Source organism: Pseudomonas sp. NPDC089422, assembly GCF_044749405.1.
Classification (GTDB): Bacteria; Pseudomonadota; Gammaproteobacteria; order Pseudomonadales; family Pseudomonadaceae; genus Aquipseudomonas.
Map to the genome: position 1 here is coordinate 252,217 of NZ_JBIVHW010000004.1, position 20,831 is coordinate 273,047.

18 protein-coding genes are annotated in these 20,831 nt (G+C 63.7%); 6 read left to right on the forward strand and 12 right to left on the reverse strand.

Going from position 1 to position 20,831, the window contains the following annotated elements; all coding sequences use genetic code 11:
• Positions 1-64: 64 nt before the first annotated feature.
• Complete coding sequence (locus ACIPZ8_RS09800; protein WP_400722057.1) at positions 65-1,075, reverse strand: DUF481 domain-containing protein; 1,011 nt, start codon at positions 1,073-1,075, stop codon at positions 65-67.
• A gap of 153 nt (positions 1,076-1,228) precedes the next feature.
• On the opposite strand from ACIPZ8_RS09800, the gene ACIPZ8_RS09805 reads away from it, so the two are divergent.
• Together ACIPZ8_RS09805 and ACIPZ8_RS09810 are read left to right on the forward strand one after the other, a co-directional pair.
• Positions 1,229-1,582: an MGMT family protein gene (locus ACIPZ8_RS09805; RefSeq protein ID WP_400722060.1), complete on the forward strand. Its 354-nt coding sequence runs from the start codon at positions 1,229-1,231 to the stop codon at positions 1,580-1,582.
• A 43-nt stretch (positions 1,583-1,625) separates the two neighbouring features.
• Positions 1,626-3,173 carry an AmpG family muropeptide MFS transporter gene (locus tag ACIPZ8_RS09810; RefSeq protein ID WP_400722062.1) on the forward strand — a complete coding sequence of 516 codons (1,548 nt, stop codon included), beginning with the start codon at positions 1,626-1,628 and terminating at the stop codon, positions 3,171-3,173.
• A gap of 70 nt (positions 3,174-3,243) precedes the next feature.
• On the opposite strand, the gene ACIPZ8_RS09815 is transcribed toward ACIPZ8_RS09810, so the two are convergent.
• The 3 genes from ACIPZ8_RS09815 to ACIPZ8_RS09825 form a co-directional block, all read right to left on the reverse strand.
• Entirely contained in the window at positions 3,244-4,488 is a 1,245-nt protein-coding gene (locus ACIPZ8_RS09815; RefSeq protein ID WP_400722065.1) for an MFS transporter, read from the reverse strand.
• Between the two features lie 129 nt (positions 4,489-4,617).
• Positions 4,618-5,457: a mechanosensitive ion channel family protein gene (locus tag ACIPZ8_RS09820; RefSeq protein WP_400722067.1), complete on the reverse strand. Its 840-nt coding sequence runs from the start codon at positions 5,455-5,457 to the stop codon at positions 4,618-4,620.
• Positions 5,458-5,571: 114 nt separating this feature from the next.
• Complete coding sequence (locus ACIPZ8_RS09825) at positions 5,572-6,057, reverse strand: YajQ family cyclic di-GMP-binding protein (protein WP_400722070.1); 486 nt, start codon at positions 6,055-6,057, stop codon at positions 5,572-5,574.
• A 102-nt stretch (positions 6,058-6,159) separates the two neighbouring features.
• On the opposite strand from ACIPZ8_RS09825, the gene ACIPZ8_RS09830 reads away from it, so the two are divergent.
• Genes ACIPZ8_RS09830 through ACIPZ8_RS09840 form a run of 3 tightly spaced genes read left to right on the forward strand, consistent with a single transcriptional unit; the run spans position 6,160 to position 9,706 of the window.
• Positions 6,160-7,077 carry a putative 2-dehydropantoate 2-reductase gene (locus ACIPZ8_RS09830; protein ID WP_400722071.1) on the forward strand — a complete coding sequence of 306 codons (918 nt, stop codon included), beginning with the start codon at positions 6,160-6,162 and terminating at the stop codon, positions 7,075-7,077.
• 30 nt (positions 7,078-7,107) lie between these two features.
• Positions 7,108-9,138, forward strand: coding sequence for an ATP-binding protein (locus tag ACIPZ8_RS09835; protein ID WP_400722073.1), 2,031 nt, complete (start codon positions 7,108-7,110; stop codon positions 9,136-9,138).
• 1 nt (position 9,139) lies between these two features.
• A complete protein-coding gene (locus ACIPZ8_RS09840; RefSeq protein ID WP_400722076.1) occupies positions 9,140-9,706 on the forward strand; it encodes a cob(I)yrinic acid a,c-diamide adenosyltransferase in 567 nt (188 codons plus the stop codon).
• Between the two features lie 132 nt (positions 9,707-9,838).
• Here the strand turns inward: ACIPZ8_RS09840 and ACIPZ8_RS09845 are convergent, their stop codons facing one another.
• The 4 genes from ACIPZ8_RS09845 to secA all read right to left on the reverse strand — a co-directional run bounded on the left by ACIPZ8_RS09845 (position 9,839) and on the right by secA (position 15,588).
• Positions 9,839-10,783 (reverse strand): Nudix family hydrolase, encoded by a 945-nt coding sequence (locus ACIPZ8_RS09845; protein ID WP_400722079.1) that lies wholly within the window; start codon positions 10,781-10,783, stop codon positions 9,839-9,841.
• Positions 10,780-11,412, reverse strand: coding sequence for a glutathione S-transferase family protein (locus ACIPZ8_RS09850; protein WP_400722082.1), 633 nt, complete (start codon positions 11,410-11,412; stop codon positions 10,780-10,782). The genes ACIPZ8_RS09845 and ACIPZ8_RS09850 overlap by 4 nt, the downstream gene beginning before the upstream one ends.
• A 135-nt stretch (positions 11,413-11,547) precedes the next feature.
• Positions 11,548-12,765 (reverse strand): bifunctional glutamate N-acetyltransferase/amino-acid acetyltransferase ArgJ, encoded by a 1,218-nt coding sequence (argJ, locus tag ACIPZ8_RS09855; RefSeq protein WP_400722085.1) that lies wholly within the window; start codon positions 12,763-12,765, stop codon positions 11,548-11,550.
• Between the two features lie 87 nt (positions 12,766-12,852).
• Positions 12,853-15,588: a preprotein translocase subunit SecA gene (gene secA, locus ACIPZ8_RS09860; protein ID WP_400722088.1), complete on the reverse strand. Its 2,736-nt coding sequence runs from the start codon at positions 15,586-15,588 to the stop codon at positions 12,853-12,855.
• A 301-nt stretch (positions 15,589-15,889) separates the two neighbouring features.
• Between secA and ACIPZ8_RS09865 the strand changes: the two genes are divergently transcribed.
• Positions 15,890-16,348 (forward strand): DUF721 domain-containing protein, encoded by a 459-nt coding sequence (locus tag ACIPZ8_RS09865; RefSeq protein WP_400722091.1) that lies wholly within the window; start codon positions 15,890-15,892, stop codon positions 16,346-16,348.
• 56 nt (positions 16,349-16,404) lie between these two features.
• Here the strand turns inward: ACIPZ8_RS09865 and lpxC are convergent, their stop codons facing one another.
• From lpxC to ACIPZ8_RS09885, 4 genes are all read right to left on the reverse strand, one after another.
• Entirely contained in the window at positions 16,405-17,316 is a 912-nt protein-coding gene (gene lpxC / locus ACIPZ8_RS09870) for a UDP-3-O-acyl-N-acetylglucosamine deacetylase (protein WP_060508542.1), read from the reverse strand.
• A gap of 114 nt (positions 17,317-17,430) precedes the next feature.
• Positions 17,431-18,627, reverse strand: coding sequence for a cell division protein FtsZ (gene ftsZ, locus ACIPZ8_RS09875; protein WP_003260772.1), 1,197 nt, complete (start codon positions 18,625-18,627; stop codon positions 17,431-17,433).
• A gap of 55 nt (positions 18,628-18,682) precedes the next feature.
• Positions 18,683-19,945: a cell division protein FtsA gene (gene ftsA / locus ACIPZ8_RS09880; RefSeq protein ID WP_008097595.1), complete on the reverse strand. Its 1,263-nt coding sequence runs from the start codon at positions 19,943-19,945 to the stop codon at positions 18,683-18,685.
• Positions 19,946-19,959: 14 nt separating this feature from the next.
• Positions 19,960-20,829 carry a cell division protein FtsQ/DivIB gene (locus tag ACIPZ8_RS09885; protein ID WP_085675083.1) on the reverse strand — a complete coding sequence of 290 codons (870 nt, stop codon included), beginning with the start codon at positions 20,827-20,829 and terminating at the stop codon, positions 19,960-19,962.
• Between the last annotated feature and the right edge of the window lie 2 nt (positions 20,830-20,831).

The following is a 20,831-nucleotide window of genomic DNA, read 5'->3' on the forward strand; positions in this document are numbered from 1 at the left end:
ATGAGTGACAAGATAAGCATTATCAGATCCAGTGCCAATGGGGCCGCTGCGCGGCCCCGGCAATCTACCAGGTCACACCGAACCCTGCGGTGTAGCGGGTCTTGTCCAGGTCACTGTCCCGCGTACCGGTGATGATGTCCTTCTCCGCCTTGAGGTTGAGCGAGGCCCATTCGGTGACCTTGTAGCGCAGGCCCACCTCGGCATCGAGCGCGTAGTCGGCAACGCCGCCCAGCGGCTTGGCGAACTCGCCATTGGTGAACAGCTGGACGTTCTTGCCGATCAGGTAGCGGGTGTAGTCCCACTTCACCGCCGCTGAGTAGAAGTTGTCCTTGGCACCGTCCTGGTACTCGAAGTCGGTACGGTTGATCAGCGAGCCCAGCGAGAACGCGCCCAGCTCGTCGTCCCAGAACTGGTAGCCAGGACCGGTACCGACCGTGCGCTGGCGGGACAGGTCTTCGATGCGGTCACGCTTGTATTCCATGCGCCCCTGCCAGAACCACTTCTCGGTGATGAAACGGTCAAGCGCGTACTCGGCACTCCAGTTGTCGGTGGTGGTAACGTCGTCCTTGGTTTCGCGGTTGTACTCGCCTTCGGCGTTGTGCCGCCAGCGGCCGTGGCGGGCGGTGGTCTTGAAGTCGATGTCGTAGTCGTCGCTGTTAGTCTCGGCGCGCTTGTAGTCCATGGCCACGTCGACGTTGCCTTTCCAGATGAAGTCCTCGACCAGCGGTTTTGGCTTCATGATCTGCTGGACACTGGCCAGGTCGACCGTCTTCGGCGCATCACCGTTGGCCAGGGTCACCTTGCCCGGCTCGGCGGCCTTGAGCGACTTGGCCTTCTCGCCGCTGTAGGCGTCCTGTTTGACCAGCAGTTCCTGGTCGCTTTCCAGGGTCTTGACCTGTTTCCAGTCCAGCGAGATCGAGCCGCCATACGGGGTCTCCAGAACTAGCTTGCCACCGTCGAAAACACGGATCTTGCCGCTGAGCCGGTCCCCGTTCTTCATCCACACGGTGTCGGCGAACGCCGGGGCGGCGCAGAGCGAAGCGGTCAACAGGCACAGCAAGGATCTAGAATACATAAGCGCGCTACAGGTTCGATTTGACGAAAAAAGCCGGGCATTATCCAGATACCGACGACCAGAGCAAGGACAGACCCAGGAGCATGCCGTTGAGTTCAACTCTCATTTGCCGCGACCATTCGTCCGGTTTCATCCCAGGCCAGGGCTGCTCTGATGTCTGAGCCATATGCGCATGCCGCGGAATCACCAGAGGCCCGACGAACGGCGCTGTTTACCGTTCTGGGACAAGTGCCACCCGGCAAGGTCGTGACCTATGGCCAGCTTGCCGAGTTGGCGGGCCTGGGTCGCGCGGCGCGCTGGGTTGGCCGAGTGCTCGGGCAACTGCCAGCGGACAGCCGCCTGCCATGGCACAGAGTGGTCGGCGCGGGCGGCCGCCTGAGCCTCGCAGCAAGCACACCCTCTGGCGATGAACAGCGGGCACGCCTGAGGGCAGAAGGCGTTGAAGTGTCTAATAATCGTGTGGGAATAGCGCGCCATGGCTGGCGCCCGATGGAGCACAGCGGTTAGAGTGCGCGCTTTGTTTTCGCAAATTTGAGGCAGATGTTGGCCCATGCCCCGTAAAACCTGGCGCGCTGCGCTTGCTGCCTATGCCAGCCCGTCTACCTTGGTGCTTTTGCTGCTGGGCTTCGCCGCCGGCCTGCCCTACATGCTGGTGTTCTCGACCCTGTCGGTGTGGCTGCGCGAAGCTGGCGTGGCACGTGAAACCATTGGCTACGCCAGCCTGATCGGCCTGGCCTATGCCTTCAAATGGGTCTGGTCACCCCTGCTCGACCAGTGGCGCCTGCCGCTGCTTGGCGGCCTGGGGCGGCGCCGTTCGTGGCTGTTGCTGTCGCAATCGCTGGTGGTGATCGGCCTGGTCGGCATGAGCTTGTGCGACCCGCAGCAACATCTTTCCTGGCTGATCGCCCTGGCAGTGCTGGTGGCCTTTGCCTCGGCCACCCAGGACATCGCCGTCGATGCCTATCGCCTCGAGATCGCCGATGACCAGCGCCAGGCGGCCCTCGCCGCCAGCTACATGGCCGGCTACCGGGTAGCCGCCCTGCTCGCGACCGCAGGCGCCCTGTTCTTCGCCGAATGGTTCGGTTCCACCGGCTTCAGTTACCTGCACAAGGCCTGGGCCGGTACCTACGTGCTGTTCGGCGTGATGATGCTGCCGGCCCTGTTCACCACCCTGGTCATGCGTGAGCCCCCCGTACCGATGCGCACCCAGCTGTCGGCCGCGCGCTATGGCCTGATGCACCAGATGGCCTCGGTGTTCGTGCTGATCATCTTGCTGGTGTCGGTACCGGCCAGCTTCACCCAGATGTTCAACACCGGCTGGTCGAGCGTCATTTCCGGCGATGCGACACCACTCGACCTGCTGCTCGAAGACCGTGCCTTCCTGCGCCTGATCCTCTACGTGCTGCTGACCTGGGCGTGCCTCTCGAGCCTTGGCCGCCGTGGCCTGGCACCGGTGCTGACACCGGTGCACGACTTCATCGCGCGCTACCGCTGGCAGGCGCTGTTGCTGCTCGGGCTGATCGCCACGTACCGCATGTCGGACACGGTCATGGGCGTGATGGCCAACGTGTTCTACATCGACATGGGCTTCACCAAGGACCAGATCGCCAGCGTCAGCAAGGTCTTCGGCCTGATCATGACCCTGGTGGGTGCCGGCGTCGGTGGCTTGCTGATCGTGCGCTTCGGCATCCTGCCGATCCTGTTCATTGGCGGCGCGGCTTCAGCAGCCACCAATATCCTGTTCCTGATGCTGGCCGACATGGGGCCGAACCTGGAAATGCTGGTGGTGACCATTTCGCTGGACAACTTCAGCTCGGGCCTGGCCACCTCGGCGTTCGTCGCCTACCTGTCGAGCCTGACCAACCTGAAGTTCTCGGCCACGCAGTATGCGCTGCTCAGCTCGATCATGCTGTTGCTGCCGCGCCTGATCGGCGGGTATTCAGGGGTAATGGTGGAGAAGTACGGGTATCACGACTTCTTCCTGATCACTGCGCTGCTGGGCGTGCCGACCTTGATCCTGATTGCGCTGCACTGGCGCCAGGAAGTGGGCCGGGGAAAGCAGGTACCGGTGGATAACCCAGCGGCCGAGCAGCCCTGATAACGCTCAAAAGCCTGTACCGGCGTCTTCGCGGGTTCACCCGCGAAGACGCCGGTACAGGCAACGAAAGTTATTGAGCGACAGCCCCTTCCCCAGGCCGCCCACCCACTACAAACCACAATGGCCACAGCGCCAAGGCACCTGCCATGCCAGCCGCCAGGGCAAAGTGCAACAGGCTCGCCCCCGCCCCGATCATCGCCAGTAGCGCCCCGCCCAGTCCCAGCAAGGCAATGGTGATCATCCCCAGCATCGCCGATACCAGCCCCTTGCTCTGCTCGCTGGCGAACAGCGTCATGCGGTACAGCACCGCATTGGCCACGCCCAGCCCCAATGCATACAGCGACATGCCGGCGACCACGCTGGTCACCGTCGGCCACACCCAGGTTGCCAGCACCAGCAGGCACAGCCCCGCCAGGTACGGCCCCAGCGCACCGCGGACCAGGGCCGGCAGCGGGTAACGATCGGCGATGCGGTTGATGATCAGGTTACCCAGGATCAGCCCGCCGAACACCGGCAACTGCCACAGTGCATATTCCATCGTGCTCAGCCCCTCATCGTGGATCAGCAGCACTGGCGAAAGGCCGATCCAGCCGATCAGCGGCAGGCCCACCAGACCCAGCGCGGCACTGCCGGCGACGAACTTGCGGTTGGCCAGCAGCTGGCCGTAACCGGCGAGCAGTGGCAGCAGGTGGATCGGGGTAAACGGCAGGCGTGAGCCATCACGACGCTCGACGCCAAGGGTTTCCGGCATCAGGCGATGCAACAGCAGCCAGCACAGCACCGCACCGATGGCGAAGGCCACGAACAGCCAGCGCCAGTCCAGCCACTGCAGCATGAGGGTACCGACCAGCGGGCCGAGCAGCGGCGACAGCAAGGCGATGTTGGCCAGCAACGCCATCATGCGCACTGCATCCGCTTCGCTGAACGATTCGTTCAGTGCCGGGTAGCTGACTGTCACCACGAAGCCCAGGCCGATGCCCTGCAGCAGGCGCAGCAGGTTGAACAGGCCAATGTCCTGCACCCAGTAGGTGGCCAGGCAGGCGACGCCGAAGAAGGCACAGCCGGCCAGCAGCAGCGGGCGGCGCCCATAGCGGTCGGCCAGCGGGCCGATCAGCCATTGCAGCACCACGCCACCGAGCAGGTACAGGTTGAGTGCATGGGGGATGTATTCGGGGCTGGCGTTCAGGTGCTCGACCACCACCGGCATGGCCGGCATCACGGCGTCGCTGGCCAGATAGGTGAGCAACTCGAACAGGGCCAGGGTCAGGCCGAACAGCAGGGCCCGAAGCGGAGTGATGTACAGCAGTGGTTTCATGATGGCGTATCGGGTGCAGGCAGGAGGGGACAGGCTATATGCCAGAAATGGCGGGGAATTGCTGTGAACAAGTGTAAGGGGTAGAAAAAGCCGGGGCCGCGAAGCGGCCCCGGTTGCTACGCGGTATTACTACGCTGCAGTCTCCTGCACCACGCGAATCACCCGCTGCGGAAACGGGATGTCGATGCCTTCGGCCTTCAACCGGTCACGGGCATGCTCGTTGAGCATGAACATCACGTCCCAGTAGTCAGCGGTCTTGGTCCACAGGCGCAGCGACACGGTGATCGAGCTGTCGCCCAGGGTCGCCACTACCGCCTGCGGGGCTGGGTCCGGCAGCACGCGCGGGTCCTGTGCCAGCTCCAGCAGCACGTTGCGCGCCTTCTGCAGGTCGGCCTCGTAGTCCACGCCCACGTCGAACACCACCTTGCGCGTCGGCTGGCGGTTGGTGTTGGTGATGATGCCGTTGGACAGCGCGCCGTTCGGCATGATCACCGTCTTGTTGTCACCAGTGCGCAGCACGGTGTGGAAGATCTGGATGCTGTCGACGGTACCCGCCACACCCTGCGCTTCGATCCAGTCGCCGATGCGGAACGGGCGGAACATCAGGATCAGCACGCCACCGGCAAAGTTCGCCAGGCTGCCTTGCAAGGCCAGGCCGATGGCCAGGCCGGCGGCACCGATGGCGGCGACGAACGAGGTGGTCTCGATGCCGATCATCGACGCCACGCTGACGAACAGCAGCACCTTCAACACGATGTTCGACAAGGTGCTGATGAAACCTTGCAGTGCCAGGTCGGCATTGCGCAGGCCTACCAGTTTGCCCAGGCGGGCGCTGACCTTGTTGATGATCCACCAGCCGACCGCCAGGGTCAGCAGTGCCAGCAGCAGACGGCTGCCGTACTCCATGATCAAGGGGACCCAGGTCTGCGATTGGCGGACCAGCTGATCGACTTCAGCGTTCAAATCCATGTTCATCTCCTGATGCCGGACGGCACGTACACAGTAAAGCGGGCCGCCGGCAATTCAGCGGCCATGGACCCCATGGACATCATTAGGCCATCGGGGTTCCGGACAACCCTGCGATCAGTCGCGGAAGTTGTTGAACTGGATCGGCATGTCGAATTCCTTGGTGCGCAGCAGGGCAATGGCTTCCTGCAGGTCGTCGCGCTTCTTGCCGGTGACACGCACCTGCTCGCCCTGGATGGCGGCCTGGACCTTGAGCTTGCCATCCTTGATGGTCGCGACGATCTTCTTCGCCAGGTCCTTGTCGATGCCTTCGCGGAACTTGGCTTCCTGTTTCTTTTCCTTGCCCGAGGCGAACGGGTCCTTGGTTTCCAGGCACTTCACATCGATCTTGCGCTTGACCAGCGCCAGGCGCAGGATTTCCAGCATGGCTTCGAGCTGGAACTCCTCCTCGGCGGTCATCACCACGGTCTGCTCCTTGTCCTTGAACTCGAAGCTGCCCTTGCCCTTGAGGTCATAGCGGCGGTCGAGGTCCTTGATGGCGTTGTCGACCGCGTTCTGCACTTCGTGCTTGTCCAGTTCCGATACCACGTCGAACGAAGGCATGGGTAATCTCCATAAAATAAACGCGCGCTCAGTCTGAACATGGAGCGCGTCGGTGTTAGCGGGTTAAAATGCGGGCTCATTATAACGGGTTGCGAAACGCAGATGAGCAGCACCTGGCATATTCTCGGCGCCGGCAGCCTCGGTAGCCTCTGGGCCTGCCGCCTGGCACGCGCCGGCAAGGCAGTACGCCTGATCCTGCGTGATGCGCAGCGCCTGCAGGCCTACCAGCAGGCCGGCGGCCTGACCCTGGTCGAACAGGATCAAACCCGTCTCTACGCCATCCCGGCCGAAACGGCCGAGCGGGGCGGGCCCATTCATCGCCTGCTGGTGGCCTGCAAGGCCTACGATGCCGCCCCGGCCATCGCCCGCCTGGCGCCGCGCCTGGCTGAGGGCGCGGAAATCGTGCTGTTGCAGAACGGCCTGGGCAGCCAGGACGAAGTCGCCGATCAGGCCCCCCTCGCCCGCTGCATCTTCGCCTCCAGCACCGAAGGCGCCTTCCGCGAGGACGACTGGCGGGTGCGCTTCGCCGGCCATGGTTTCAACTGGCTGGGGGACCCGGCCAACCCCACCACCCCGGAGTGGTTCGATGACCTGAACGACGCCGGCATCCCCAGCGAATGGACGGTCGACATCCTTACCCGCCTGTGGCGCAAGCTGGCGCTCAACTGCGCCATCAACCCACTGACCGTGCTGCACGATTGCCAGAACGGTGGTTTGCTCGGGCATCTCGGCGAGGTCGAGGCACTGAGCACGGAACTCGCCGAACTGCTGCGCCGTTGCGGCCAGCCGGAAGCTGCGGCCGATCTGGACGAAGAGGTGCAGCGGGTGATCCTGGCCACGGCAGCCAACTACTCTTCCATGTACCAGGACGTGCGCGCTGGCCGGCGTACCGAAGTGCACTACCTGCTGGGCCACGTCTGCCGGGCAGCCGAGCGCCACGGCATGGTGCTGCCACGGCTGGAACACCTGCACCGGCGCCTGGTCGATAACCTGCGAGCGCGTGGTTTGCCCAGCGCCTGACGTCAACCCAATACGGACATTGCCTTGCCCATGAGCCTGCGCCAACGCCTGGAAAACCTCCCGGTCGGGCAGAAACTGCTGGCAGCCCTGCTGGTACTGCTGGTGACCATCCTGCTGGTAGCCAACCTGACCTTCATCAGCGCCGCCTACTGGATCACCCAGGAGAGCATGGCGCCGCAGGCATTGCAGACCATCGGCAAGCTGGTGGCCAACCCGCAACTGTCGGCCCGGGCCGGCGACTCGACCGAGACCGCCACTGCCCTGCTCAAGGAGCTGGACAGTTACACCCCGCTGCGCGCCGCTGCCATCTACGGCGGCGACGGCAGCATGCTGGCCCAGCTGCAACACGGCGAGTCACTGGCACTGCCCAAGCGCTACCGCAACATCGACGGCTGGCGCCTGATGGAGTTCCGCAGCACCCAGCTGATCCGTATCCCGCGCGACGCCAGCCCACCGGCGCACCTGCTGCTGGTGGCCAGCAGTGAACTGCCCACGGCGTTCTACACCGGCACGCTCAGCGCAAGCCTGGCGATCCTGGTGTTCAGCATCCTGCTGTGGATGATCATCGCCCGGCAGATCAAGCGCCTGATCACCCAGCCGATCAATCAGCTCGAAGAACTCAGCCGCCAGGTCACCCGCGAAGAAAGCTATGCCTTGCGCGCCACCCGCGGCAACGACGACGAGATCGGCAGCCTGGCCGAAGCCTTCAACACCATGCTCTCGCGCATCGAGGCCCGCGAGCAGCAGCTCAAGCGCGCCCGCGACGAATTCCAGACGGCCTACGACCAGGCCCAGGGCCTGGCCGAGGAAACCCGCCACACCAACCGCAAGCTGGAGCTGGAAGTCCAGGTGCGCAGCAAGATCGAGAAGAAGCTCACCGGCTTCCAGAACTACCTCAACAGCATCATCGACTCCATGCCCTCGGCACTGATCGCCCTCGATGAGCAGCTCTACGTCACCCAGTGGAACCACGAGGCCACGGTGCTCTCCGGCACGCCGCTCGACGAAGCGCTGAACCAGCCGATCTTCATCGCCTTCGAGCCGCTCAAGCCGTTCCTGCCGCAGCTCAAGGAAAGCGTCGAGAAGCACCGGGTGGCGAAGATCGAGCGGGTCACCTGGCCCAAGGGCGACGACCTGCGCCATTACGCCCTGACCTTCTACCCACTGATGGGCGGCGGTGGTCGCGGCGTGGTCATCCGTATCGACGACATCACCCAGCGCCTGTCGCTGGAAGAGATGATGGTGCAGTCGGAGAAGATGCTCTCGGTTGGTGGCCTCGCCGCCGGCATGGCCCACGAAATCAACAACCCGCTGGGCGCGATCCTGCACAACGTGCAGAACATCCGCCGGCGCCTGTCGCCAGAGCTGCCGCGCAACCAGGAACAGGCCAGCGAACTGGGCATCGACCTGGCCAACGTCAACCGCTACCTGGACAACCGCGAAGTGCCGCAACTGCTCGACGGCATTCAGCAGGCCGGCGCCCGCGCCGCCAAGATCGTTACCCACATGCTCAGCTTCAGCCGCCGCAGCAACCGCCAGCTGGCGCCTTGCGAGCTGCCGGCATTGATCGACCAGGCCGTGGAGATCGCCAGCAACGACTTCGACCTGACCATCGGCTTCGACTTCAAGGGCCAGGCCATCGTCCGCCAGTTCGACCCCAACCTGGGACCGGTGCCCTGCACCGCCAACGAACTGGAGCAGGTGCTGCTGAACCTGCTGAAGAACGCCGCCCAGGCCATCCACCAGCGCCCGCAGCCCAGTGAGCCAGGGCGCATCACCTTGCGCACCCGGCTCAACCCGCCCTGGGCCGAGATCCAGGTCGAGGACAACGGCGTGGGCATGCCCGAAACCGTGCGCAAGCGCACCTTCGAGCCGTTCTTCACCACCAAGGAAATCGGCCAGGGCACCGGGCTCGGGCTGTCGGTTTCGTATTTCATCATCACCAACAACCACAAGGGGCAGATGGAAGTGCAGTCCACGCCCGGCCAGGGCACCTGCTTCACCCTGCGCCTGCCCCTCGGCCAGCCGCCAGCGTCTGCGCCGACCCACACGGAGGCATGACATGGGCTATCGCCTGTCGAAGATCTACACCCGCACTGGCGACAAGGGGGAAACCGGCTTGGGCGACGGGCGGCGGGTGCCCAAGGACCACCCGCGGGTCGAGGCGATCGGTGAGGTGGACAGCCTCAACAGCCAGCTCGGGCTGCTGCTGGCCGGCCTCGCCGAACAGGGGCTGGATGAAGTGAGCAACGTCCTGGCGCCCTGCCAGCATCGCTTGTTCGACCTTGGTGGCGAGTTGGCGATGCCCAGCTACCAGGCCTTGAACCAGGCCGAGGTGGAGCGGCTGGAAGCGGCGATCGATGTGTGGAACGATGAGCTGGGACCGCTGAAAAACTTCATTCTGCCCAGTGGTTCTGCCTTGGTGGCACAGGCCCATGTGTGCCGCAGCCTGGCGCGCAGTGCGGAGCGGCGGTGTCAGCAGTTGAATGCGCTGGAGCCGTTGGAGGGGGTTGGGTTGGCGTATATCAACCGGCTTTCGGATCTGCTGTTTGTGGCGGCGCGGATCATTGGGCGGCGCCAAGGGATTAGCGAGGTCTTGTGGCAGCCTGCGCAAAAGCCTGAAGGCTGATGCCGCCGGGGCTGCTCTGCAGCCCATCGCAGGCAAGCCAGCTCCCACAGGCATAGCACCAGACCTGAAGGCAGCTGATAGCCTGTGGGAGCGGGCTTGCCCGCGAAAGGGCCGCAAAGCGGCCCCAGTTACTCAGGCCTCAGGCCAGAATGCGCGGATCCCGGCAACGCCTTGGGCTCCGGCTTCCCAGGCCTTCTCCCGCTCACCCGGCCCAACCCCACCCAGCAGGTAAACCGGTTGGTTGAACCCGGCAATCAGCCGCTGCGCCTCATCCCACCCCAACGGCACCGCCTCGGGGTGGGTCTGGGTCGCCTGCACCGGCGACAAGGTGACGAAGTCCACGCCCATCTGCTCGGCCAGCGCCAGCTCTTCGGCACTGTGGCACGAGGCCGCCAGCCAGCGCGCCTTGGGGAACGGGCGGCCTTTGGCTGCGTACTTGCGCAGCTGCGCAGCGGTCAGGTGCCAGCCGGCGGACGGGAAGTCGCCCAGCCACTCCAGCGGCCCCTTGAGCATCAGCTGCGCCTTGCCAGCGCACAGCCCGACCGCGTCCACCGCCACATCGCGGTACTTGGGGTCGTACATGTCCGGGGCGCGCAGCTGGATCAGGCGAATACCATTGGCCACGGCCTTCTGGATACCCTTGAGCATCTGCGGCACTTCCAGGCCATCCGGCGTGATCAGGTACTGATCCGGCAAGCGCGCAGCGGCGACGATCGGCTTGTTGGCTTCAGGGAATTCGTACTGAGCCAGGTCCCGAGGCGCGACCCAGGCCAATGGCTGGCCTTCGGCGCCATGGGGCTCACCGGTGAACCCATCGACCTCACGGACATCCAGCAGCACCTGCTTGTCCGGGTAGTCGTGGCTGACCTTGATCAGCGCCCGAGAACGGGTCACTTCGATGCCCAGCTCTTCGCGCAATTCGCGGGCCAGGGCCGCTTCGACGCCCTCGCCCTCTTCCACCTTGCCGCCCGGGAACTCCCACAGGCCACCTTGATGCTGGGTATCGGCGCGGCGCGCAATCAGAATGCGCCCGTCACTCCCGCGGATCACCGCGGCTACAACATGAATCCGTTTCAACCTTCACGCTCCGCCAGGCCAGCTTGCTGCCAGGCCTGGAAGGCCGGCCACTGGTAAATGGTTTCGATATAGGTGGCTGCCTCGGCGGGCACCTCCACGCGGTAGGTACGCAGGCGCACCGCCACCGGGGCAAAGAAGGCATCGGCCAGGGTCGGCTTGCCGAACAGGAAGGGGCCGCTGTCCTTGGCCACCAGACGGCACTCGGACCACAGCGCGACGATGCGGTCGATGTCCAATTGCACCTCCAGCGGGATGCTATCCAGCGCCTGGTCACGGGACAGGTCGAACGGCATGGCACCGCGCAGGGCGAAGAAGCCGCTATGCATCTGCGCGCAGGCCGAACGGGCCTGGGCACGGGCAGCCACATCGGCCGGCCACAGCTGGGCCTCGGGGTGGCGTTCGTTGAGGTATTCGGCGATGGCCAGGGAGTCGGCAATCACCCCGTGCTCGGTCTTGAGCAGCGGCACCTTGCCAGAGGCGGAAAATTCGAGGATGCGCTTGCGGGTGTCGGGCTGGTTCAGGCTGATCAGCGTTTCTTCGTACGGCACGCCGGCCAGCTCAAGGGCCAGGGCGCCACGCAGCGACCAGGAGGAATACAGCTTGTCGCCGATGATCAGGTGATAGCTCATGGTTCGGCTCCATGTCTTTGGGAATTTGGGGCTGCTTTGCAGCCCATCGCGGATAAATCCGCTCCTACAGGGACCGCATAACCCTTGTAGGAGCGGATTTATCCGCGAAAGGGCCGCAAAGCGGCCCCATTTATATCAGGTACGGTATTCGGCGTTGATCTTCACGTACTCGTGGGACAGGTCGGTGGTCCAGATGGTTTCGCTGCACTGGCCACGGCCCAGCTCGATACGGATGGTGATCTCTTCCTGGGCCATCACGGCCGAACCCTGCGCTTCGGTGTAGCTCGGGCTGCGGCCGCCTTTGCTGGCAATGCACACGCTGTCCAGGTACACGTCGATCAGGCTGACATCCAGCTCCGGCACGCCGGCACGGCCCACGGCAGCCAGGATACGGCCCCAGTTCGGGTCGGAGGCGAACAGCGCGGTCTTGATCAGCGGCGAGTGAGCCACGGCGTAACCGACATCCAGGCACTCCTGGTGGTTGCCACCACCGTTGACCTGCACGGTGACGAACTTGGTAGCACCTTCGCCGTCACGGACGATGGCCTGGGCCACTTCCATGCACACTTCGAATACGGCCTTCTTCAGCGCTTCGAACAGCGCGCCGCTGGCTTCGGTCACTTCCGGCAGATTGGCCTTGCCGGTGGCGATCAGCATGCAGCAGTCGTTGGTCGAGGTGTCGCCATCGATGGTGATACGGTTGAACGACTTGTTGGCGCCGTCGAGCATCAGGTCCTTGAGCACGGCCGGGGCGACCTTGGCGTCGGTGGCGATGTAGCCGAGCATGGTAGCCATGTTCGGGCGGATCATGCCGGCGCCTTTGCTGATACCGGTCACGGTGACTGTCACGCCATCGTGCTGGAACTGACGGCTGGCACCTTTTGGCAGGGTGTCGGTGGTCATGATGCCGGTGGCGGCTTCAGCCCAGTGATTTTCCGACAGATTGTCCAGGGCGGCCTGCAGCGCGCCCTCGATCTTCTCGACCGGCAGTGGCTCACCGATCACACCGGTGGAGAACGGCAGTACCGACTCGGCCGGCACGCCGGTCAGTTCGGCCAGCTTGGCGCAGGTCCGTTCGGCAGCGGCCAGGCCTGGCGCGCCGGTACCGGCGTTGGCATTGCCGGTGTTGGTCAGCAGGTAGCGCACGGTGCCCTGCACGCGCTGCTTGGACAGGATCACCGGAGCGGCACAGAAGGCGTTGAGGGTGAATACGCCTGCCACGCTGGAGCCTTCGGCGCAGCGCATGACCACCACATCCTTGCGCCCGGGGCGCTTGATGCCGGCAGAAGCGATGCCGAGTTCAAAACCCGGAACCGGGTGCAGGGTGGGCAAAGGACCAAGACCAACAGCCATTAGAGCGCTCCTAGAAATACGGTGAATATGGAAAAGGGGGCCGCAATGCGGCCCCCAGGGTTGTCACGATACAACAATCAGGTCAGGTCACTCGATCTGACCATGGCAATGCTTGAATTTCTTGCCCGAACCACACCAGCACGGCTCGTTGCGGCCCAGCTTCAGGTCGTTGCGCACCGGGGCAGCAGCCACGGCCACTTCGGCGCCCTCCTCGCTCAACTGCTCGCTTTCAAGGCCCGGCGCGGCGGCATGCTGGAACTGCATGCGGCTGGCCAGCTCCTCGGCTTCGCGGCGCAGACGGGCTTCTTCTTCGGCGGGGTCTTCGCGGCGCACCTGAACGTGCGACAGCACGCGGATGGTGTCGCGCTTGATCGACTCGAGCAGTTCCTGGAACAGGGAGAACGACTCGCGCTTGTACTCCTGTTTCGGGTTCTTCTGGGCGTAACCGCGTAGGTGGATACCGTGACGCAGGTGGTCCATGGTCGACAGGTGGTCTTTCCACAGGTCGTCCAGCACGCGCAGCAGGATCTGCTTCTCGAAGGTACGCAGGGCTTCGATACCGGCCTGGTCTTCCTTCTCGGTGTAGGCGGTGGTGATCTCGTTCAGCAGCTTCTCGCGCAGGGTCTCCTCGTAGAGGTGATCGTCCTCGTCCAGCCACTGCTGAATCGGCAGCTTCATGGCGAAGTCGCTGGCCAGCGCAGCTTCCAGGCCGGCCACGTCCCACTGCTCCGGCAGCGACTGCGGCGGGATGTGCTGACTGATGGTGGCATCCAGCACTTCCTGGCGGAACTCGGCGATGGTGTCGCCAATGTTATCGGCCGCCAGCAGGCTGTTGCGCATGTGGTAGATCACCTTGCGCTGTTCGTTGGCCACGTCATCGTATTCAAGCAGCTGTTTGCGGATGTCGAAGTTGCGGCCTTCGACCTTGCGCTGGGCTTTTTCGATGGCGTTGGTGACCATGCGGTGCTCGATGGCCTCGCCAGACTGCATGCCCAGTGCCTTCATGAAGTTCTTCACCCGGTCGGAGGCGAAGATGCGCATCAGGCTGTCTTCCAGCGACAGGTAGAAGCGGCTCGAACCCGGGTCGCCCTGACGGCCGGAACGGCCACGCAGCTGGTTGTCGATACGGCGCGATTCGTGGCGCTCGGAGGCGATCACGTGCAGGCCACCGGCTTGAATCACCTGCTGGTGACGCTTCTGCCAGTCGGCCTTGATCTGGGCGATCTGCTCGGGGGTCGGGTTTTCCAGGGCAGCCACTTCGGCTTCCCAGTTACCGCCCAGCAGGATGTCGGTACCACGGCCGGCCATGTTGGTGGCGATGGTCAGCGCACCCGGAGCACCGGCTTGCGCGATGATCTCGGCTTCCTTCTCGTGGTACTTGGCGTTCAGTACCTTGTGGTCGATACCTTCCTTCTTCAGCAGGTTCGACATGTGCTCCGAGGTTTCGATGGTGGCGGTACCCACCAGGATCGGGCGGCCCTGGGTCATGCTCTCTTTGATGTCGGCAATGATCGCGGCGTATTTCTCGTCGGCGGTCAGGTACACCAGGTCGTTGAAGTCCTTGCGCGCGAGCGGCTTGTTCGGCGGAATGACCATCACGTTGAGGGCGTAGATCGACTGGAACTCGAACGCTTCGGTATCGGCGGTACCGGTCATGCCGGACAGCTTGGTGTAGAGACGGAAGTAGTTCTGGAAGGTGGTCGAAGCCAGGGTCTGGCTTTCGGCCTGGATGTTCAGGTTCTCTTTCGCCTCGATGGCCTGGTGCAGGCCTTCGGACAGGCGACGACCGGGCATGGTACGGCCGGTGTGCTCGTCGATCAGCAGGACCTGGCCGTCCTGGACGATGTACTCGATGTTGCGGTGGAACAGTTTGTGCGCACGCAGGCCAGCGTAGACATGGGTCAGCAGGCCCAGGTTGTGCGCCGAGTACAGGCTCTCGCCTTCGGCCAGCAGGCCGGCCTGGGTGAGCATCTCTTCGATGTACTGGTGACCGGCTTCGTTGAGCTCGACCTGGCGGCTCTTCTCGTCGATGGTGAAGTGGCCTTCCTGGGTGACCTGGCCTTCGACTTCTTCGATGTGCTGGGTCAGGCGCGGGATCAGGCGGTTGATCTCGATGTACAGCTTGGAGCTGTCTTCGGCCTGGCCGGAAATGATCAGCGGGGTGCGCGCTTCGTCGATGAGGATCGAGTCGACTTCGTCGATCACGGCGAAGTTCAGTTCACGCTGGAACTTCTCTTCCTGGCTGAATGCCATGTTGTCGCGCAGGTAGTCGAAACCGAATTCGTTGTTGGTGCCGTAGGTGATGTCGGCGGCATAGGCAGCGCGCTTTTCTTCAGGCGGCTGGAAGGCCGAGACGATGCCTACGGACAGGCCGAGGAATTCGTACAGCGGGCGCATCCAGTTGGCGTCACGGCGGGCCAGGTAGTCGTTGACCGTGACCACATGCACGCCCTTGCCGGACAGGGCATTGAGGTAAACGGCCAGGGTACCGACCAAGGTCTTGCCTTCACCGGTACGCATTTCTGCGATCATGCCCTCGTGCAGGGTCATGCCGCCGATCAGCTGCACGTCGAAGTGGCGCATGCCCATGACACGCTTGCCGGCCTCACGGGCCACGGCGAAGGCTTCGGGCAACAGCTGGTCCAGCGTCTCGCCTTTGGCCAGGCGCTCCTTGAACTCTGCGGTCTTGGCCCGCAGTTGCTCATCGGAGAGGGCCACCATCTTCTCTTCGAAGGCATTGACGATAGATACCGTCTTGAGCATGCGTTTGACTTCACGCTCGTTCTTGCTTCCAAAAAGTTTCTTTAACAAAGGCGCAAACATATCGGCAGGATCTTCCACACGTAGGGATGGAGGGCGGCCCCATGAGTCGCCCGTGCAGCCCTGAGGCCGCATGCGAACGAGCATTCTACCCGGAAACGATGGTGAGGAAAGTGGTCGATTGCCACGATGCTGGCACAGCGCTTAGGCGGGGGCTTTTCTAAGATAGGGGCATTTTCCCCGAGTTCAACCCGAAGGTTGATGAAACGTATCGAGCACTGTGGGAACGGGCTTGCCCGCGAAGAGGTCAGCACAGGCTGCAGAGGTGTTAGACTGCCCCTCTTGTCACATCATGCATACTGCCATGGCTTTCAAACCCTCCCCCGCCCAGCCGCCCGCCACCCTGCTGCGCCAGAACCGCCCGCTGCGCCTGCTGCTGAACCAGGCCGAGCGCCTGGAACACCTGCAGCGCCTGCTGGAAAGCCAGCTGCAACCGGCAGCCCGCGAGCATTGCCATGTGGCCTCGTGGCGGGACGGTACGTTGTTGCTGGTGGTCACCGACGGCCACTGGGCCACACGTCTGCGCTACCAGCAGAAGCGCCTGCAGCGCCAGTTGCAGGCGCTGGAAGCGTTCGGCAACCTGCAGCGCATCCTCTACAAGGTGCAGCCGCCCCTGGTGCCGGCCAAGCGCGGCGGTAACACCACCGAACTGTCGAACCATGCCGCCGAGAGCATCCGTGACTCCGCCGAAGGTATCGCCGACCCCAAGCTGCGCGCCGCCCTGGAGCGCCTGGCCAATCACGCCAACAAAGAAAAGCGCTGAAATAAAAAAGGCCACCCGAAGGTGGCCTCAATCAACGAACTAGAGAGTGTTCGAACTTACACAGCCGCAACAGGGCGCATGTACGAGATCGGTGCCGTGCTGGCATCTTCGAACGTGACCACTTCCCAGGCGTCGGTTTCAGCGATGAGCTTGCGCAGCAGCTGGTTGTTCAGCGCGTGGCCGGACTTGTAGCCCTTGAACTCGCCGATCAGGCTGTTGCCCAGCAGGTAAAGGTCGCCAATGGCGTCGAGGATCTTGTGCTTGACGAATTCGTCATCGGAACGAAGGCCGTCTTCGTTGAGCACACCGGTCTCGTCGACCACGATGGCGTTCTCGACACTGCCGCCCAACGCAAGGTTGTGCTTGCGCAGGTACTCGATGTCACGCATGAAGCCGAAAGTACGGGCGCGGCTGACTTCCTTCACGAACGAGGTGCTGGAGAAGTCGACGACCGCACTCTGGGTCTGGCCCTTGAGGACCGGGTGATCGAAGTCGATCTCGAAGCTCACCTTGAACCCGTCGAAGGGCAGGAAGGTGGCGCTCTTGTCGCCCTCCACCACTGTCACTTCGCGCAGGATGCGAATGAACTTCTTCGCTGCGTCCTGTTCTTCCAGGCCGGCAGACTGAATCAGGAATACGAAGGGACCGGCGCTGCCATCCATGATCGGCACTTCCGAGGCGGAGAGCTCGACGTAGGCGTTATCGATGCCCAGGCCCGCCATGGCGGAGAGCAGGTGCTCGACCGTATCGACCTTGACGTCACCGTTGACCAGCGTGGTGGACATGGTGGTCTCACCGACGTTGGCCGCACGCGCCGGGATCTCGACCACTGGGTCAAGGTCGGCGCGACGGAAGACGATGCCGGTGTCGACAGGCGCAGGCTTGAGGGTCAGGTAGACCTTCTCCCCGGAGTGCAGGCCGACGCCCGTGGCACGGATGGTATTCTTCAGGGTGCGTTGTCTAATCATGGCATTGGCCGCTTCAGCGCAAATAATGCGAACAGGTATCAACAAAGGCTGGGGATGATAACAGACCCGGCCTTTGCTGAACACCAATCACCCTTATACCCCTGATAAATTCCATCAATCGGCCTGACGACGCAGGAAGGCTGGGATATCGAGGTAGTCCAGGTCATCCTGAGGGTTGAGTTTAGCTGCCGCAGCGGCACCTGCGTGGGCCTGGTTGCGCATCACGGTCGGGCGCTCCAGGTCACGGTAGTTGACGGCTGGCTGCTCCTGGCGAACCGGCGCCGGGTTGGAAGCCTCGTACACCTGCTGAGCGGTCTGCAGGGTGTTGTCGACCACCTTGACCGGCTTCTCGATGCGCGCGCCCAGACCAGTGGCAACCACGGTCACGTGCAGCTCGTCACGCATGTCAGGGTCGATCACGGTGCCGACCTTGACCATGGCGTGGTCGGAGGCGAAGGCTTCGATGATGCTACCCACGTCGGAGTACTCACCCAGCGACAGGTCAGGACCTGCGGTGATGTTCACCAGGATGCCGCGGGCGCCCTGCAGGTTGACGTCTTCGAGCAGCGGGTTGCGGATGGCCGCTTCGGTGGCTTCGCGAGCACGGTTCGGACCGCTGGCGCAGCCGGTACCCATCATCGCCATGCCCATTTCACCCATGACGGTACGCACGTCGGCGAAGTCGACGTTGATCATGCCCGGGCGCTTGATGATGTCGGAGATACCGCGAACGGCACCGGCCAGTACATCGTCGGCCTTGGCGAAGGCGGACAGCAGGCTGGCATCCTTGCCCAGGATGGTCAGCAGCTTCTCGTTGGGGATGGTGATGAGCGAGTCGACGCTCTCAGCCAGCATGCGGATGCCTTCGTCGGCAATCTGCATGCGCTTGCGGCCTTCGAACGGGAACGGACGGGTCACCACTGCAACGGTGAGAATGCCCATTTCCTTGGCCACTTCGGCGATGATCGGCGCCGCGCCGGTACCGGTACCGCCGCCCATGCCGGTGGTGATGAACACCATGTTGGTGCCCTGCAGCACCTCGGCGATGCGCTCACGGTCTTCCAGCGCGGCCTGACGGCCGACTTCCGGATTGGCACCGGCACCCAGACCCTTGGTCACGCCGGTACCCAGTTGCAGGATGGTGCGTGCGCCGATGTTTTTCAGCGCCTGGGCATCGGTGTTGGCGCAGATGAACTCGACGCCTTCGATGCTGCTCTTCACCATGTGGTTGACGGCGTTGCCGCCGCCACCGCCAACACCGATCACTTTGATGACCGGACTTTGCGGGACGTTGTCTACGAGCTCGAACATTTTCCCTCTCCTTACAGTTCTCTAGTTGTTGCGCCTACCACTACTGCTTTGAAACTTAGAAGTTGCCCTGGACCCACCGCTTGAAGCGCTCAAGCACTGGGGCCTTCGGTTCATCGCCATAGCTGTTGTTGCTGCTGTTGCTGTTACCGGTCAGGACCATGTCCTCGGACTGCTTGAGCAGGCCGTAGGTGAGCAAGCCCACGCCGGTGGAATAGATCGGGTTGCGCACCACGTCGCTCAGCCCCCGAACGCTGTGCGGTACGCCCAGGCGTACCGGCATGTGGAAGATTTCCTCGGCCAGTTCCACGGCACCTTCCATCTTCGCAGTGCCGCCGGTGAGCACGATGCCGGCTGGCACCAGGTCCTCGTAGCCGCTGCGACGCAGCTCGGCCTGGATCAGGGTGAAGAGCTCGTCGTAACGTGGCTCCACCACCTCGGCCAGGGCCTGGCGCGACAGCTCGCGCGGTGGGCGGTCGCCCACGCTCGGCACCTTGATGGTCTCGCCAGCGCCGGCCAGCTTGGCCAGGGCGCAGGCGTAGCGGATCTTGATTTCTTCGGCGTACTGGGTCGGCGTACGCAGGGCCATGGCGATGTCGTTGGTGACCTGGTCGCCGGCAATCGGGATGACTGCGGTGTGACGGATCGCGCCCTCGGTGAAGATGGCGATGTCGGTGGTGCCACCACCGATGTCCACCAGGCACACGCCCAGCTCTTTCTCGTCATCGGTCAGCACCGAGTAGGCCGAGGCCAGCTGCTCGAGGATGATGTCGTCGATTTCCAGGCCGCAGCGGCGTACGCACTTCTCGATGTTCTGTGCCGCGTTGACCGCGCAGGTGACCACGTGAACCTTGGCTTCCAGACGCACGCCGGACATGCCCAGCGGCTCGCGCACGCCTTCCTGGTTGTCGATCACGTAGTCCTGCGGCAGGGTGTGCAGCACGCGCTGGTCAGCCGGGATGGCCACGGCCTGGGCGGCGTCGAGCACGCGTTCGAGGTCGGCAACGCTGACCTCGCGGTCGCGGATGGCGACGATGCCGTGGGAGTTCAGGCTGCGGATGTGGTTGCCGGCCACGCCGACGAACGCCGAGTGGATACGGCAGCCAGCCATCAGCTGGGCTTCTTCCACTGCACGCTGGATCGACTGCACGGTCGATTCGATGTTCACCACCACGCCCTTCTTCAGGCCGCGGGACGGATGGGTGCCGATGCCCACGATCTCGAGGGTGCCGTCTTCGCCCACTTCACCCACCAGCGCCACCACCTTGGAGGTGCCGATGTCCAGCCCGACGATCATTTTGCCGCTATGCGCGTTTGCCATGGTCCTGCCTCTCTCTAATTCTTCGCAACGGCGGGTTGGGCCGTCGTCGGTGCGTTCGGTTCCCGCCAACCAACGGCAAGTCCGTTGGCGTAACGCAGATCAATGCGGGCGATATTGGTGATCTGCTCTTTGAGTGTCTTGTCGTAAATGGCAATGAAACGGCGCATCTTCTCCACCAGGTGGTCGCGCCCCAACAGCAGCTCGATGCCCGGCCCGGCGCTGCTCGCACCGGTGGTCAGGAACCAGCTGCCCCGCTCGCGCAGCTCCAGGCGAGCGATGGAAAAGCCCAGGGGGCGCAGCATCTGGCTCAATACCTGATATTGCTGCATGACTTGTTGCTGAGCGCGCTGCGGCCCGGCCAGCTGCGGCAGGTGCTCATAGTTGGCCAGTTCGCGCGGGGTGAAGGCCTGGCCCTGGTTGTTGAGCAGGGCCTCGTCCCCCCAGCGCGCCACCGGCAGCTGTTCTTCCAGGCGAATCACCACTTCGTCCGGCCACACCCTGCGCACTTCGGCATGGGCAATCCACGGCATCTGCTCGAGCTCGGCGCGCATCGCCGTGAGGTCGACGCTGAAGAAGCTCGCCGCCACGTACGGCGCAATGCGCTGCTGCACCGACTGCTGGCTGATGTAGCTGAGGTCACCCTGCACGTCGATCTTGGTGATCGGCCGGTCGGCATACGGCATCAGGCGGATGGCGCCCTCATAGGCGCCGAAGCCTGCAGCCACCAGCACGATCGGCCACAGCAGGCGCTTGAGGCCGCCCAGGCTGGGCCGCGGCAGGCGCGCCGATACGGGCTCGTCGGCCACCAGTCGGCTGGCACCGCGCGGCACCGGCTTGCTGCGGCCGGTAACGGGTTGCTGCTGACGTATCATTGCGCCTTGCATGA

Excerpts from the sequence above, each read along its gene's own strand:
- ACIPZ8_RS09800 (WP_400722057.1), bottom strand. The coding sequence starts at position 1,075 with ATGTATTCTAGATCCTTGCTGTGCCTGTTGACCGCTTCGCTCTGCGCC.
- ACIPZ8_RS09805 (WP_400722060.1), top strand. The coding sequence starts at position 1,229 with ATGTCTGAGCCATATGCGCATGCCGCGGAATCACCAGAGGCCCGACGA.
- ACIPZ8_RS09810 (WP_400722062.1), top strand. The coding sequence starts at position 1,626 with ATGCCCCGTAAAACCTGGCGCGCTGCGCTTGCTGCCTATGCCAGCCCG.
- ACIPZ8_RS09815 (WP_400722065.1), bottom strand. The coding sequence starts at position 4,488 with ATGAAACCACTGCTGTACATCACTCCGCTTCGGGCCCTGCTGTTCGGC.
- ACIPZ8_RS09820 (WP_400722067.1), bottom strand. The coding sequence starts at position 5,457 with ATGGATTTGAACGCTGAAGTCGATCAGCTGGTCCGCCAATCGCAGACC.
- ACIPZ8_RS09825 (WP_400722070.1), bottom strand. The coding sequence starts at position 6,057 with ATGCCTTCGTTCGACGTGGTATCGGAACTGGACAAGCACGAAGTGCAG.
- ACIPZ8_RS09830 (WP_400722071.1), top strand. The coding sequence starts at position 6,160 with ATGAGCAGCACCTGGCATATTCTCGGCGCCGGCAGCCTCGGTAGCCTC.
- ACIPZ8_RS09835 (WP_400722073.1), top strand. The coding sequence starts at position 7,108 with ATGAGCCTGCGCCAACGCCTGGAAAACCTCCCGGTCGGGCAGAAACTG.
- ACIPZ8_RS09840 (WP_400722076.1), top strand. The coding sequence starts at position 9,140 with ATGGGCTATCGCCTGTCGAAGATCTACACCCGCACTGGCGACAAGGGG.
- ACIPZ8_RS09850 (WP_400722082.1), bottom strand. The coding sequence starts at position 11,412 with ATGAGCTATCACCTGATCATCGGCGACAAGCTGTATTCCTCCTGGTCG.
- argJ (WP_400722085.1), bottom strand. The coding sequence starts at position 12,765 with ATGGCTGTTGGTCTTGGTCCTTTGCCCACCCTGCACCCGGTTCCGGGT.
- secA (WP_400722088.1), bottom strand. The coding sequence starts at position 15,588 with ATGTTTGCGCCTTTGTTAAAGAAACTTTTTGGAAGCAAGAACGAGCGT.
- ACIPZ8_RS09865 (WP_400722091.1), top strand. The coding sequence starts at position 15,890 with ATGGCTTTCAAACCCTCCCCCGCCCAGCCGCCCGCCACCCTGCTGCGC.
- lpxC (WP_060508542.1), bottom strand. The coding sequence starts at position 17,316 with ATGATTAGACAACGCACCCTGAAGAATACCATCCGTGCCACGGGCGTC.
- ftsZ (WP_003260772.1), bottom strand. The coding sequence starts at position 18,627 with ATGTTCGAGCTCGTAGACAACGTCCCGCAAAGTCCGGTCATCAAAGTG.
- ftsA (WP_008097595.1), bottom strand. The coding sequence starts at position 19,945 with ATGGCAAACGCGCATAGCGGCAAAATGATCGTCGGGCTGGACATCGGC.
- ACIPZ8_RS09885 (WP_085675083.1), bottom strand. The coding sequence starts at position 20,829 with ATGCAAGGCGCAATGATACGTCAGCAGCAACCCGTTACCGGCCGCAGC.